General features: G+C 59.6%; 14 protein-coding genes, 1 tRNA gene and 1 pseudogene. 6 read left to right on the forward strand and 10 right to left on the reverse strand.

The genetic code is table 11. The features are described from left to right. Positions 1-82 precede the first annotated feature (82 nt). The 6 genes from PMI28_RS26605 to PMI28_RS26580 form a co-directional block, all read right to left on the reverse strand. Positions 83-682 (reverse strand): 50S ribosomal protein L25/general stress protein Ctc, encoded by a 600-nt coding sequence (locus tag PMI28_RS26605; RefSeq protein ID WP_007981839.1) that lies wholly within the window; start codon positions 680-682, stop codon positions 83-85. A gap of 142 nt (positions 683-824) precedes the next feature. Continuing rightward, positions 825-1,766 (reverse strand): ribose-phosphate pyrophosphokinase, encoded by a 942-nt coding sequence (locus tag PMI28_RS26600; protein ID WP_003171603.1) that lies wholly within the window; start codon positions 1,764-1,766, stop codon positions 825-827. Positions 1,767-1,812: 46 nt separating this feature from the next. Next, a tRNA-Gln gene (locus PMI28_RS26595) sits at positions 1,813-1,887 on the reverse strand. 36 nt (positions 1,888-1,923) lie between these two features. Further along, positions 1,924-2,775: a 4-(cytidine 5'-diphospho)-2-C-methyl-D-erythritol kinase gene (gene ispE / locus PMI28_RS26590; RefSeq protein ID WP_007981844.1), complete on the reverse strand. Its 852-nt coding sequence runs from the start codon at positions 2,773-2,775 to the stop codon at positions 1,924-1,926. A gap of 1 nt (position 2,776) precedes the next feature. Next, positions 2,777-3,394 (reverse strand): lipoprotein insertase outer membrane protein LolB, encoded by a 618-nt coding sequence (gene lolB / locus PMI28_RS26585; RefSeq protein ID WP_007981847.1) that lies wholly within the window; start codon positions 3,392-3,394, stop codon positions 2,777-2,779. A gap of 4 nt (positions 3,395-3,398) precedes the next feature. After that, positions 3,399-5,123 (reverse strand): tetratricopeptide repeat protein, encoded by a 1,725-nt coding sequence (locus PMI28_RS26580; protein ID WP_007981849.1) that lies wholly within the window; start codon positions 5,121-5,123, stop codon positions 3,399-3,401. Positions 5,124-5,357: 234 nt separating this feature from the next. Between PMI28_RS26580 and hemA the strand changes: the two genes are divergently transcribed. The 6 genes from hemA (at position 5,358) to PMI28_RS26550 (ending at position 10,733) form a co-directional block, all read left to right on the forward strand. Then, the gene (hemA, locus tag PMI28_RS26575) at positions 5,358-6,647 is read left to right on the forward strand and encodes a glutamyl-tRNA reductase (protein WP_007981851.1); all 1,290 of its coding nucleotides are present in this window, start codon (positions 5,358-5,360) and stop codon (positions 6,645-6,647) included. Next, entirely contained in the window at positions 6,644-7,726 is a 1,083-nt protein-coding gene (gene prfA / locus PMI28_RS26570) for a peptide chain release factor 1 (protein ID WP_007981853.1), read from the forward strand. The genes hemA and prfA overlap by 4 nt, the downstream gene beginning before the upstream one ends. After that, the gene (gene prmC / locus PMI28_RS26565; protein ID WP_007981855.1) at positions 7,727-8,557 is read left to right on the forward strand and encodes a peptide chain release factor N(5)-glutamine methyltransferase; all 831 of its coding nucleotides are present in this window, start codon (positions 7,727-7,729) and stop codon (positions 8,555-8,557) included. Beyond that, positions 8,551-9,306, forward strand: a complete 756-nt coding sequence (locus PMI28_RS26560) for a molybdopterin-synthase adenylyltransferase MoeB (protein WP_007981857.1) — start codon at positions 8,551-8,553, stop codon at positions 9,304-9,306. The genes prmC and PMI28_RS26560 overlap by 7 nt, the downstream gene beginning before the upstream one ends. Continuing rightward, positions 9,299-10,090, forward strand: coding sequence for a glutamate racemase (murI, locus tag PMI28_RS26555; protein ID WP_007981859.1), 792 nt, complete (start codon positions 9,299-9,301; stop codon positions 10,088-10,090). The genes PMI28_RS26560 and murI overlap by 8 nt, the downstream gene beginning before the upstream one ends. 124 nt (positions 10,091-10,214) lie before the next feature. Then, complete coding sequence (locus PMI28_RS26550) at positions 10,215-10,733, forward strand: acyloxyacyl hydrolase (protein ID WP_007981862.1); 519 nt, start codon at positions 10,215-10,217, stop codon at positions 10,731-10,733. A 131-nt stretch (positions 10,734-10,864) separates the two neighbouring features. On the opposite strand, the gene PMI28_RS26545 is transcribed toward PMI28_RS26550, so the two are convergent. The 4 genes and pseudogenes from PMI28_RS26545 to PMI28_RS26535 form a co-directional block, all read right to left on the reverse strand. Further along, positions 10,865-11,170 (reverse strand): YkgJ family cysteine cluster protein, encoded by a 306-nt coding sequence (locus tag PMI28_RS26545; protein WP_007981864.1) that lies wholly within the window; start codon positions 11,168-11,170, stop codon positions 10,865-10,867. Between the two features lie 99 nt (positions 11,171-11,269). Beyond that, positions 11,270-12,052, reverse strand: coding sequence for an SDR family NAD(P)-dependent oxidoreductase (locus PMI28_RS26540; RefSeq protein WP_007981866.1), 783 nt, complete (start codon positions 12,050-12,052; stop codon positions 11,270-11,272). Next, a pseudogene (locus PMI28_RS29210) lies at positions 12,049-12,147 on the reverse strand (transcriptional regulator); the annotation flags it as partial. The pseudogene PMI28_RS29210 and the gene PMI28_RS26540, both read right to left, overlap by 4 nt. Positions 12,148-12,149: 2 nt before the next feature. Beyond that, positions 12,150-12,998: cryptochrome/photolyase family protein (locus tag PMI28_RS26535; RefSeq protein ID WP_033063034.1), on the reverse strand; the 849-nt coding region annotated here is incomplete at its 5' end.

Here is a 12,998-nt window from a genome sequence, read left to right on the forward strand (position 1 = left end):
ATGTAAACTCCGCGTTCTCGCCCGCTTTCTCGCTATGCTCTAGTCCGCGATGTTTCCGGTCACTCCGGCGTACAGAGTAAAATTACTCTGCAGCGCCTTCTGCAGCTTCTGGAGCAACACGTGGAGCGTGGACGTTGGCAACAGCCTTGTCATCGCCGTGTGCCAGGGCCACGAACTCAACGCCTTTAGGAGCCTTGAGGTCCGACAGGTGAATGATCGAACCGATTTCAGCGTCAGCCAGGTCGACTTCGATGAACTCAGGCAGATCTTTCGGCAGGCAGGAAACTTCGATCTCGGCAACAACGTGCGAGATTTCGCCGCCTTTCTTGGTCGGTGCTTCTTCGTTGATGAAGTGCACTGGAACGATAGCGGTCAGTTTCTGGCCAGCGACTACGCGTACGAAGTCAGCGTGCATCACGTGGCCTTTGGCCGGGTGACGCTGCAGGGCTTTGATCACGACGTTCTGCTTGGTGCCACCAACGTTCAGCTCGATGATGTGGCTGTAAGCCGCTTCGTTTTCGAGCAGTTTGGCAACTTCTTTGGCCAGCATGCTGATGGATTCAGGGGCTTTGTCGCCACCGTAAACTACAGCTGGAACCAGGCTTGCGAGACGACGCAGGCGGCGGCTCGCACCTTTCCCCAGGTCGGAACGCACTTCAGCATTCAGAGTAAAATCGTTCATGTTGTATCTCCAAAATAACCACACTCGCCCCAGCGTTTGCGACCAGCGCTAAAGGCGATATGGGCAAAAAAGCCCCGCCCCGACAGGAATGCCGGGGCGGGGCGCTTTTCGTCAACGAGACATTTCGAGAAGGGCAGGGCCCTTAACGGAACATCGCGCTGATCGATTCTTCATTGCTGATGCGGCGGACCGCCTCGGCAACTACCGGTGCGATATCCAGTTGGCGGATACGCGCACAGGCTTGTGCTGCAGCGGACAGCGGAATGGTGTTGGTCACCACCAGCTCGTCCAGCACGGAATTTTCAATGTTTTCGATCGCCCGACCCGACAGCACAGGGTGCGTGCAGTAGGCGAAAACCTTGGCAGCGCCATGCTCTTTCAAGGCCTTGGCCGCGTGGCACAGGGTGCCGGCGGTATCGACCATGTCATCGACCAGAATACAGGTGCGCCCTTCGACATCACCGATGATATGCATCACTTCAGAGTGATTGGCTTTCTCACGGCGTTTGTCGATGATCCCGAGATCCACGCCCAGGGATTTGGCAACGGCACGTGCACGCACGACGCCACCAATGTCCGGGGACACGATCATCAGGTTTTCGAAGCGCTGATCTTCGATGTCATCCACCAGAACCGGGGAGCCGTAGATGTTATCTACCGGAATATCGAAGAAACCCTGGATTTGGTCAGCATGCAGATCAACCGTGAGAACACGGTCGATGCCGACTACGGTAAGCATGTCAGCCACGACTTTCGCGCTGATAGCCACACGTGCGGAACGCGGACGGCGATCCTGACGGGCATAACCAAAGTAAGGAATAACAGCAGTGATACGAGTAGCCGAGGAGCGGCGGAAGGCATCAGCCATCACTACCAGTTCCATCAGGTTATCGTTGGTCGGAGCGCAAGTCGGCTGAATAATGAAGACGTCTTTACCGCGGACGTTTTCATTGATCTCGGCTGTAATTTCGCCGTCGGAGAACTTACCGACAGAAATGTCACCGAGAGGGATATGCAGCTGACGTACGACACGCCGAGCCAGATCGGGGTTAGCGTTCCCCGTAAAGACCATCATCTTGGACACGCGCAGTACCTGAAGGCTGAGGGTAACCTGGATGAGTATAGGAAAATGGCAGGGGCGGCTGGATTCGAACCAACGCATGGCAGGATCAAAACCTGCTGCCTTACCGCTTGGCGACGCCCCTGTATTTGTTGCAACGATTACCCGGTAATCGGTTCCTTTAGAGCAGACTTTGAAGCTTGCGATGCAACATCGAAACGTTGCTTCCTTTTGCTACAAAACCTGTAAGGGTCTCTGTCAGAAGGGCCGAGACTTTATCAGCTTCAGCTTTGCTTGGGAAGCCCCCAAACACACAACTTCCAGTTCCGGTGAGTTTTGCTTCGGTAAATTTACCTAACAAATTCAAAGCGTTACGTACCTCTGGATAACGCCTTGTTACCACCGGCAAGCAGTCATTTCGACTGTTTCCCTTGGGAACGGGGCGCACTTTAATGGGAGGAGTGTTACGTGTCAACAACGGATCTGAAAAAATTTCTGCCGTACTTACAGAGACTTGCGGCACCAGCACGAGATACCACGGTTCTTCAGGGTCGACAGGGGTCAGTTTCTCCCCCACGCCCTCGGCGAAAGCCGCGTGACCACGAACGAAAACCGGGACGTCGGCGCCCAGCGTCAACCCCAGGCCAGCCAGGCGATCTTCATCCCAGCCCAATTGCCACAGATGATTGAGTCCAAGCAATGTCGTTGCTGCGTTTGAGCTACCGCCACCGATGCCGCCGCCCATGGGCAGGATCTTGTCGATCCAGATATCGACGCCCAGCGAGCAGGCGGATTGCTCCTGAAGTTTTTTTGCCGCCTTGACGATCAGGTTGCTGTCGTGGGGCACGCCTGCGAATTCGGTGTGCAGTTGAATGACACCGTCATCGCGCAGGGCATAGGTGATTTCGTCGCCGTAATCGAGGAACTGAAACATCGTCTGCAACTCGTGGTAGCCGTCTTCGCGGCGACCGAGAATGTGCAGCATCAGATTGAGTTTGGCCGGAGATGGCAAAGTCAGGCGATTGGCTGGCATGTCACGACCCCAGTTTGCGTGGTTGCCAGGCCTTGATCACCAGTGTGACGTCAAGGTCGGTGCCATGCAGCTTGATTCGCTCGGGGAGCCAGTAACCGTTTTGCTGGGTGTAGTCGGTGTATTCGACCTGCCAGCCATCCTGTTCGAGGTTGGCCAGGCGACTGTCGGCATCCAGTGTCAGGTGACTTTTGCTATCCGGAGCCGGAAGCCCGCGGACCCACCAGGCCAGGTTGGACACCGGCAACTTCCAGCCCAGTTGCTCTTCGAGCAACACTTCAGGGTTCGGTGCGTCGTAACGCCCCTGGTTGGCGACTTCCAGCGAAACCTTGCCCGGTCGTCCGGTCAGGCGTGCCGCGCCACGACCCAGCGGGCCGGAGAGGCGAATGTCGTAGTAATCCTGGCGTTGCAACCAGAACAGCGTGCCGCTGCCCGAGTCTTTCGGGGCGCGGATGCCGATCTTGCCGTCGATCTGCCAGCCATCGAGGCTTGTCAGTTGCTGTTTGTGCTCACGCCATTGGGCAGGATTGCCGTGCCCCTCGACCGATTCGCGGGGACCCAGACCCGCGCAACCGGCGAGCAGGGCGATAAAGCTGAAAACGATGAAATGGCGCAAAAACATAATCTTAAAGAGTCTCTGATCCGGTCAGGCGTTTGATGGTGCCGCGCAGGGTCGGGCTGTCGGGTTGTTCCTTGAGGAACTTGCCCCAGACTTGTTTGGCTTCACGCTGTTTGCCGTTGGCCCACAGGACTTCGCCCAGGTGAGCGGCGACTTCCTGATCGGGGAAGCGATCCAGGGCCTGGCGCAGCAGGCGCTCGGCTTCGTCGAGATTGCCCATGCGGTAATTCACCCAGCCAAGGCTGTCGAGTACCGCCGGGTCTTCCGGGCTGATCTGGTGCGCCTGTTCGATCAGGGCCTTGGCTTCTGCGTAGCGCGTGGTGCGGTCAGACAGGGTGTAGCCGAGGGCGTTCAACGCCATGGCATTGTCCGGGTCGCGCTTGATGATCGTGCGCAGGTCTTTTTCCATCTGCGCCAGGTCATTGCGTTTTTCCGCCTGCATGGCGCGGGTGTAGAGCAGGTTCAAGTCGTCCGGGTATTTCTGCAAGGCCTGTTGCAGAACATTCCAGGCCTTGTCGGCCTGATTGTTGGCGGACAGGGTTTCGACTTCGATCAGGTACAACTGGATGGCGTAATCCGGCTGCTCGTCGCGCTCTGCCGCCAACTTGCGTTGCGCTTCGGCGGTCTTGCCGTTATTGATCAGGATGTCGGCCTGACGCAATTGCGCCGGCAGGAAGTCGCTGCCCGGGCCAACCCTGGCGTATTCGATCAACGCACCTTGCGGGTCGTTTTGTTCTTCGGCGATGCGGCCGAGGTTCAGGTGCGCCGAGTCGACGTGGCTTTCCCGAGCGATCAGGTCTTCAAGATGACCCTTGGCCTCATTCCAGTCCTTGGCTTCCAGGCAGACCAGCGCCAGGGAGTAACGCAGCTCGTCGTCTTCCGGGTATTGCTGGACCAGGCTCGAGAACTCGGCCTTGGCGTCGTTCATGCGGTCCTGTTCAACCAGCATGCGTGCGTAGGTCAGGCGCAGGCGCTTGTCGTCCGGGTACTTCTTGATACTTTTCTGCAGCAGCGGCAGGGCTTCTTCGCCGCGAGCCAGGTTTTGCAGCAGGCGTGCGCGCAGCAGGATCGGCGCGATTTCGCCGTCGTCGGGTGGATTGTCTTCCAGCAGCTTCAGCGCGCCTTTGGCATCGCCATCCTGTTGCATCAGCAAGGCCTTGCCGAAAATCAGCTGGCCGTTGTTCGGATGGCGTTGCAGCAAGCGGTCGAAGCTTTTCATCAAGCCGTTGCGGGTGTCCTGGTCGGTGTCGGCCGCAGACAGCGCAAGAAAGTCGAAATGGGTGTCGCCCTTGCCTTGCAGGACTTTCTCCATATAGACCATGGATTCGTCATAACGCCCGGCGCGTGCCAGTTGCACAGCGGCGGCGCGTTGCGCTTCAAGGTCGTTGGGGGCGTTTTTGGCCCAGATCAGCGCGGTGTCCAGGGCTGCCTGATCGGCGCCCAGATATTCGGCGATACGGAATGCCCGCTCGGAGATACCCGGATCCTGAGTGTTGATGGCCTGGGTCACATAGTTGTCCAGGGCAATGTCGAAACGATTGCGCTGGCCAGCCAGTTCGGCGCTCAACAGGCTGAAGATGGTTTCCTCGCTGAATGAGCTGTAGACCTTGGGCTTTTCAGGGGCCGGGGTGCTGTCTTCAACCGGCGACGTACCGTCCGGCGAAACGGGTGCCAAGGCCTGGCAGCCGCTGAGGAAGACAAAAGCGAGGAGCAACGCGGAAGATCTATTCATATAGGAAGAGGACGACTAACCTGCGGTCAGATCATCATGACACAAGCTTTCGGCCAAACATAACCGGCCCGCCAATTTACCCGCGCAGCGGATCCGGCAAAACCTGGAAGCCCTGTAAACGAGAACCGCTCGCAACGTTGGCGTCACCTGGCGGGGCGATAGATATCGAGTAGTTGTTCTGATTCCGTCGAAGTAGGACAATTACCGGCTTCACGTCACCATCAGCGACTTTGAATGGCCTTCCTTGCACTCGGTATTAACCACAAGACTGCTTCAGTAGACGTCCGCGAGCGCGTGGCTTTTACCCCTGAGCAGCTGGTTGAGGCCTTGCAGCAGCTCTGCCGACTCACCGACAGCCGCGAAGCTGCGATCCTCTCCACCTGCAATCGCAGTGAACTTTATATAGAACAGGATCACCTGTCGGCGGACACCGTGCTGCGCTGGCTGGCCGAATATCATCATTTGAGCTACGACGAGCTGCGCGAAAGCGCCTATGTGCATGAAGATGATGCGGCAGTTCGTCACATGATGCGGGTGGCTTCCGGGCTCGACTCGCTGGTGTTGGGCGAACCGCAGATTCTCGGCCAGATGAAGTCGGCCTATGCCGTGGCCCGCGAGGCCGGCACCATCGGGCCATTGCTCGGGCGGTTGTTCCAGGCCACGTTCAATGCGGCCAAGCAGGTACGCACCGACACTGCCATCGGCGAGAACCCGGTGTCGGTGGCGTTTGCCGCGGTGAGCCTGGCCAAGCAGATTTTCAGCGACCTGCAACGCAGCCAGGCCTTGTTGATTGGTGCTGGCGAAACCATCACCCTGGTCGCCCGCCATCTGCATGACCTGGGTGTAAAACGCATCGTGGTTGCCAACCGCACCCTGGAACGTGCCAGCATTCTGGCCGAACAGTTCGGCGCCCATGCGGTGTTGCTGTCGGATATTCCGGCAGAGCTGGTACGCAGCGATATCGTCATCAGTTCCACTGCCAGCCAGTTGCCGATTCTGGGCAAGGGTGCAGTGGAAAGCGCCTTGAAACTGCGCAAGCACAAACCGATCTTCATGGTGGATATCGCCGTTCCGCGCGATATCGAGCCAGAGGTCGGCGAACTGGACGACGTTTACCTCTATAGCGTCGACGATCTCCACGAGGTGGTGGCCGAGAACCTCAAGAGCCGCCAGGGTGCAGCCCAGGCCGCCGAAGAGATGGTCTCGGTCGGCGCAGAAGACTTTATGGTCCGCCTGCGTGAATTGGCGGCGGTGGACGTGCTCAAGGCCTATCGTCAACAGAGCGAACGCCTGCGCGACGAAGAATTGCAAAAGGCCCAGCGCATGCTGGCCAACGGTAGTAGTGCCGAAGAGGTGCTGGTGCAACTGGCTCGCGGGCTTACCAACAAACTGTTGCACGCGCCAAGCGTGCAGTTGAAAAAGCTCTCTGCCGAAGGTCGCCTGGATGCGCTGGCGATGGCCCAGGAACTTTTTGCCCTCGGTGAGGGCTCATCGGATAGCTTTTCGGATAAAAAACCGCAATGAAAGCGTCACTGCTCAATAAGCTGGATATCCTCCAGGACCGTTTCGAGGAATTGACCGCCCTGCTGGGCGATGGCGAGGTCATTTCCGATCAGAACAAATTCCGTACCTATTCCAAGGAGTACGCGGAAGTTGAACCGATCGTGGGCGCCTATAAAGAACTGTTGAAAGTGCAGGATGACCTCGAAGGTGCCCAGGCATTGCTCAAGGACAGCGACCCGGACATGCGTGAAATGGCCGTGGAAGAAGTTCGCGAGGCCAAGGAACGCCTGGTCACGCTCGAAGCCGACCTGCAACGTATGTTGCTGCCCAAGGATCCGAACGACGGGCGCAACGTGTTCCTCGAAATCCGTGCCGGCACCGGCGGCGACGAGGCGGCGATTTTCTCCGGCGACCTGTTCCGCATGTATTCGCGTTACGCCGAGCGTCGTGGCTGGCGGGTGGAGATCCTCTCGGAAAACGAGGGTGAACACGGCGGTTATAAAGAAGTGATTGCCCGGGTCGAGGGCGACAACGTCTACGGCAAGCTCAAATTCGAATCCGGCGCGCACCGTGTACAGCGGGTTCCGGCGACCGAATCCCAGGGCCGCATCCACACCTCGGCCTGCACCGTGGCGGTCTTGCCCGAGCCGGACGAACAGGAAGCGATCGAGATCAACCCGGCCGACCTGCGCATCGACACCTATCGCTCCTCCGGCGCCGGTGGCCAGCACGTCAACAAGACCGATTCGGCGATTCGCATTACGCACTTGCCGTCCGGCATCGTGGTCGAATGCCAGGAAGAACGTTCGCAGCACAAGAACCGGGCCCGGGCGATGTCCTGGTTGTCGGCCAAGCTGAACGATCAGCAGACCTCCGCCGCGGCCAACGCCATCGCCAGCGAGCGCAAGTTGCTGGTCGGTTCCGGTGATCGCTCCGAGCGCATCCGTACCTACAATTTTGCCCAGGGCCGGGTCACCGACCACCGGGTCAACCTGACCTTGTATTCCCTCGACGAGATTCTCGCCGGCGGCGTCGAGGCGGTGATCGAGCCGTTGCTGGCCGAGTACCAGGCCGATCAACTGGCAGCGATAGGTGAGTAAATGACGATCATTGCCAGTTTGTTGCGTGCCGCCGATCTGCCCGACTCGCCGACGGCGCGTCTGGATGCCGAATTGCTGCTGGCGGCGGCATTGGGCAAGTCCCGCAGCTTCCTGCACACCTGGCCGGAACGTATCGTGCCGAGCGAAGCGGCGCTGACGTTCGCCGAGTATTTGCAGCGCCGCCGCAGCGGTGAGCCGGTGGCCTATATCCTCGGCCAGCAGGGTTTCTGGAAGCTGGATCTGGAAGTCGCGCCACACACACTGATCCCGCGCCCGGACACCGAGCTGCTGGTGGAAGCTGCGCTGGAATTGTTGCCGGCCACACCTGCCAAGGTGCTCGACCTCGGCACTGGCAGTGGCGCGATTGCCCTGGCCCTGGCCAGCGAGCGTCCGGCCTGGAGCGTCACTGCCGTGGATCGCGTGCTGGAAGCCGTGGCCCTGGCCGAGCGCAATCGCCAGCGTCTGCACCTGAACAACGCCAAGGTACTGAGCAGCCATTGGTTCAGCGCCCTGGAAGGTCAGCGCTTTCAACTGATCATCAGCAATCCGCCCTACATTGCAGCGGCCGATCCGCATCTGGTCGAGGGCGATGTGCGCTTCGAACCGGCCAGCGCCCTGGTGGCGGGAGTCGACGGGCTCGACGATCTGCGTCTGATCGTCGCCCAGGCGCCGGATTATCTGGACGCCGCTGGTTGGCTGATGCTCGAACATGGCTACGATCAGGCTGAGGCAGTCCGCGATTTGCTGCTGACCCGAGGGTTTGAAGAAGTCCACAGCCGCACCGATCTGGGCGGTCATCAACGCATCAGTCTGGGGCGCCTGCCGTGCTGAATGATCAGGAGTTGCTGCGCTACAGCCGGCAGATTCTGCTGCAACACATCGATATCGATGGGCAGTTGCGGCTCAAGCAAAGCCGCGTATTGATCGTCGGTCTCGGCGGCCTTGGCGCGCCGGTGGCGCTGTATCTGGCGGCCGCCGGCATTGGCGAGTTGCACCTGGCTGACTTCGACACAGTCGACCTGACCAACCTGCAACGCCAGATCATTCACGACACCGACAGCGTCGGCATGACCAAGGTCGATTCGGCGCTCAAGCGCCTGACGGCGATCAATCCCGAGATTCAACTGGTCGCCCATCGTTCGGCGCTGGATGAGGATTCCCTGGCCGCCGTGGTGGCCGGGGTGGATCTGGTCCTCGATTGCTCGGACAATTTTTCTACCCGTGAAGCGGTCAATGCCGCGTGTGTGGCGGCCGGCAAACCGCTGGTCAGCGGCGCGGCGATTCGCCTCGAAGGGCAACTGTCGGTGTTCGATCCGCGTCGGCCGGAGAGCCCGTGCTACCACTGTTTGTATGGGCACGGTAGCGAAGCCGAACTGACTTGCAGCGAGGCCGGTGTGGTCGGACCGCTGGTGGGGCTGGTTGGCAGTCTGCAAGCCCTCGAAGCGCTGAAGTTGCTGGCCGGATTCGGTGAGCCGCTGGTGGGGCGCCTGCTGTTGATCGATGCCTTGGGTACACGCTTCCGTGAGTTGCGGGTCAAGCGTGATCCAGGCTGCAGCGTCTGCGGGGCGAAACATGCGTGAAGCGCCGATTGGCGTATTCGACTCCGGTGTCGGCGGGCTCTCGGTACTGGCCGAGATCCAGCGTTTGCTGCCCAACGAGTCTCTGTTGTACGTCGCCGACTGCGGGAATGTTCCCTACGGCGAGAAAACCCCGCAGTTTATCCAACAGCGTTGCAGCGTGATGGCTGAATTCTTTCGGCAGCAGGGCGCCAAGGCCCTGGTGCTGGCGTGCAACACAGCGACGGTGGCCGGTGTCGCCGACCTGCGTCGCGACTATCCAGAATGGCCCATCGTTGGCATGGAGCCGGCCGTCAAGCCGGCCGCCGCCGCAACCCGCTCCGGCGTAGTGGGGGTGCTGGCCACCACTGGCACCTTGCAGAGCGCCAAGTTCGCCGCGTTGCTCGACCGCTTCGCCACGGACGTGAAAGTGATCACCCAGCCGTGCCCGGGGCTGGTGGAGCTGATTGAAAACGGTGATCTGCGCAGCCCCGAGTTGCGCCAGCTGTTGGCCGGGTATGTCAAGCCATTGCTGGCCGCCGGTGCGGACACCCTGATTCTCGGCTGCACCCACTACCCTTTTCTCAAGCCGATGCTCCGGCAGATGATCCCCGATGACATCAGCCTGATCGATACCGGTGCCGCCGTCGCGCGGCAACTCCAGCGGCTTTTGGCCGAAGGCGAACTGCTCGCCGATGGGCCTGCCCGTGAAGCGCAGTTCTGGACCAGCGCCGATCCGGTTCATTTCAGAAATATCTTGCCGATACTGTGGAATACGGCTGGCATTGTGCGAAGCTTCAACAGTTAAGAAAGTCCCGGGGGAATTAAGCGAAAAATTGGGGTGAGCTTCTGATAAATTGCCGATTTCTATAGCTTTTCAGGGCTGAGCAACAAAAAAACCATACGAAATTGTTCGGAAAAGGAAGTTTCTAATGAAGCGACTATTCTGCTTGGCCGCGATTGCGGCCGCACTAATGGGGCACACCTTTACCGCGCAGGCGGCAGGTGTGGAGTTCGCGGTTGGTCAGACCAGCGATTCGACTATGACGTATCGGCTGGGCATGCAATTCGATTGGGACCAGAGCTGGTGGCAGAGTGACGTCGGTCGCATGACCGGTTACTGGAGCGGCGCCTACACCTACTGGGAAGGCGACAAGACCTCCAGCACTAACAGCCTGTCGTTCTCCCCGGTATTCGTTTACGAATTTGCCGGCCAGAACGTCAAGCCGTACGTTGAAGCGGGCATTGGCGTGGCGGCGTTCTCCAATACCCGACTCGAAGACAACAACATCGGCAGCGCTTTCCAGTTTGAAGACCGTATCGGTTTTGGCCTGCGCTTCAACGGCGGTCATGAAGTCGGGGTTCGTGCGACGCATTATTCCAACGCCGGGCTCGCCAGTTCCAACGACGGTGTAGAAAGCTACTCGCTGCATTACACGTTGCCGTTGTAAGCACCGACGCTGTTTTAAATGTGGGAGCGGGCTTGCTCGCGAAAGCGGTGGAGCATTCAACACCTTGTTGTCTGACACGCCGCCTTCGCGAGCAAGCCCGCTCCCACATTTGTATTGGTGTGGCTTCAAGACTAGCGATACGCCGTCGAAATCCCCTGGCGTTCGTCGATGCACTCCGGTGCGCCCATCTCAAACTCCCGGCAGATCAGCGGGCGTTTTTCGTAGATGGTGCACATCATCGTGTTGCGATCCAGCGCGGCACACCAGCCGTCGTCCAGGCGCAACATCACTTCCCCGCCCCAGTCATCGGTATCGATGAACCGTTCAGGTACACCCGTATCGGTGATCAGCATGACTTCGAGCTGACAGCAACAGGCTGCGCAGGTCGAGCAGGTGACCGCGGGTTCCGCGATTTGCGTATGGGGGATGGTTTTCATGGCGCGCAGTGTAAGGCAGTCGCCGGATGCTGTGTGAAAGGTCTGACGGACGCTCAAGTATCGAAACGTCCGGGATGCCGCTGCCGATGATGGCAGTTTTTACAGTTGATCCTTGATCGGCGGCTGGCTGCGCACCATGCGCTTGCCGATCTCCAGTTTCACTCGGTCCGGCAGTTTGGAGAGTGGCCAGAGGGTGGCCATGAACGCTGCCGGGAAAGCGATTTCCGGCGGGCGGTCTCTGAGTTTTTCGAAGATGTGCCGCGCGGCTTTTTCCACCGGCCAGCTCAAGGGCATGGGGACGTCATTTTTCTCCGTTAACGGCGTCTCGACAAGCCCGGGACTGATCACCGTGAGTTCTATTCCTTCGGGGGGCAGGTCGATGCGCAGGGATTCGAACAGATAACGCAGCCCGGCTTTCGAGGTGCCGTAGGCTTCTGCCCTGGGTAACGGCAGGTAAGTCACCGTACTGGCCATGGCGACCATATGCGGTGCGGTGCCGGCCCGCAGCAAAGGCAGGGCGGCGTCGATGCAATAGCTGCTGGCCAACAGGTTGGTGCGCACCACGTGCTCGACAATCGACGCATCGAACTGCTTGGCGTCCACGTACTCGCAGGTGCCGGCGTTGAGTATCACGGTGTCCAGCGAGCCCCAGTCCTCGGCAATCTGCTCGCCGATTTCGCGCACGGTCTGGCTGTTGGTCAAGTCACCGGCCACTACCAGCACCTGCCCCGGATAGCGTTGCGACAAAACTTTCAACTGCGCTACCGAGCGCGAACTGACGGCCAGGTGCGCACCGGTTTTCAGGATTTCTTCAGCCAGGGCGGCACCAATGCCGCTGCTGGCGCCGGTCAGCCAGTATCGTCGTGCGAGTGTGCGACTCATCCCAATCTCCTTTTCAGCCAGGCAATCGCCCGGCCCAATACGGGTAAATGTTCGTAAAGCAGAGCCCCGGCATCGAGGTAATCCCGGTGGCGGTAACTCATGACCCAACGGCGGCGTATTGCCGTAAGGACAGTTTTTTGAACGCCGTCAACGCGCGCGTACGGGATGTACTCAAGTCGACGATCGGTGACGGATAATCCACAACACCGAACAGGCCGCCGAGATTGGCGGGGTTGTGCACGTCTTTTTTGTTCAGCCCGGCCAGTTCCGGCAGCCAGTGCTTGATGAACAGGCCCTCGGGGTCGAATTTTTCCGACTGGCTCAACGGGTTGAAAATCCGGAAGTAAGGCGCCGAGTCGGTGCCCGTGGAGGAACTCCACTGCCAGCCACCATTGTTCGCCGCCAGGTCGCCATCGATCAGGTGGCGCATGAAAAAGCGTTCGCCTTCGCGCCAGTCAAGCAGCAGGTTTTTGCTCAGGAACATCGCCACCACCATGCGCAGGCGGTTGTGCATCCAGCCGGTTGCCAGCAGTTGGCGCATGGCGGCATCGATGATCGGCAAGCCGGTGCGTGCCTGTTGCCAGGCGGCAAGCTCGTCGGGGGCGTTGCGCCAGGCCAGCGTTTCGGTTTCCGGACGAAACGCGCGGTGCCGGGAAACTCGTGGGTAGCCCACCAGGATGTGTTTGTAGAACTCGCGCCACAGCAGTTCGTTGATCCAGGTGACGGCGCCGGTCTTGCCGCTTTCGAATTCGCCCTGATTGCTGTGCAATGCCGCGTGCAGGCATTGGCGAGCAGAGATCACCCCGGCGGCGAGATAGGCTGAAAGCTGACTGGTACCGGGCATCGCCGGGAAATCGCGTTCGCTTTGGTAGTGGTCGATCTGCGCATCGCTAAAGCGGTCAAGGCGACGCCGGGCACAGGCTTTGCCCAGATCGGAAGAGCACAC

The sequence above is a fragment of the Pseudomonas sp. GM48 genome (assembly GCF_000282335.1).
Classification (GTDB): domain Bacteria; phylum Pseudomonadota; class Gammaproteobacteria; order Pseudomonadales; family Pseudomonadaceae; genus Aquipseudomonas.

Bases quoted from the DNA above. Each gene is read 5' to 3' on its own strand.
- PMI28_RS26605 (WP_007981839.1), bottom strand. From the start codon at position 682: ATGAACGATTTTACTCTGAATGCTGAAGTGCGTTCCGACCTGGGGAAA.
- ispE (WP_007981844.1), bottom strand. From the start codon at position 2,775: ATGCCAGCCAATCGCCTGACTTTGCCATCTCCGGCCAAACTCAATCTG.
- lolB (WP_007981847.1), bottom strand. From the start codon at position 3,394: ATGTTTTTGCGCCATTTCATCGTTTTCAGCTTTATCGCCCTGCTCGCC.
- PMI28_RS26580 (WP_007981849.1), bottom strand. From the start codon at position 5,123: ATGAATAGATCTTCCGCGTTGCTCCTCGCTTTTGTCTTCCTCAGCGGC.
- hemA (WP_007981851.1), top strand. From the start codon at position 5,358: ATGGCCTTCCTTGCACTCGGTATTAACCACAAGACTGCTTCAGTAGAC.
- prfA (WP_007981853.1), top strand. From the start codon at position 6,644: ATGAAAGCGTCACTGCTCAATAAGCTGGATATCCTCCAGGACCGTTTC.
- prmC (WP_007981855.1), top strand. From the start codon at position 7,727: ATGACGATCATTGCCAGTTTGTTGCGTGCCGCCGATCTGCCCGACTCG.
- murI (WP_007981859.1), top strand. From the start codon at position 9,299: ATGCGTGAAGCGCCGATTGGCGTATTCGACTCCGGTGTCGGCGGGCTC.
- PMI28_RS26550 (WP_007981862.1), top strand. From the start codon at position 10,215: ATGAAGCGACTATTCTGCTTGGCCGCGATTGCGGCCGCACTAATGGGG.
- PMI28_RS26545 (WP_007981864.1), bottom strand. From the start codon at position 11,170: ATGAAAACCATCCCCCATACGCAAATCGCGGAACCCGCGGTCACCTGC.
- PMI28_RS26540 (WP_007981866.1), bottom strand. From the start codon at position 12,052: ATGAGTCGCACACTCGCACGACGATACTGGCTGACCGGCGCCAGCAGC.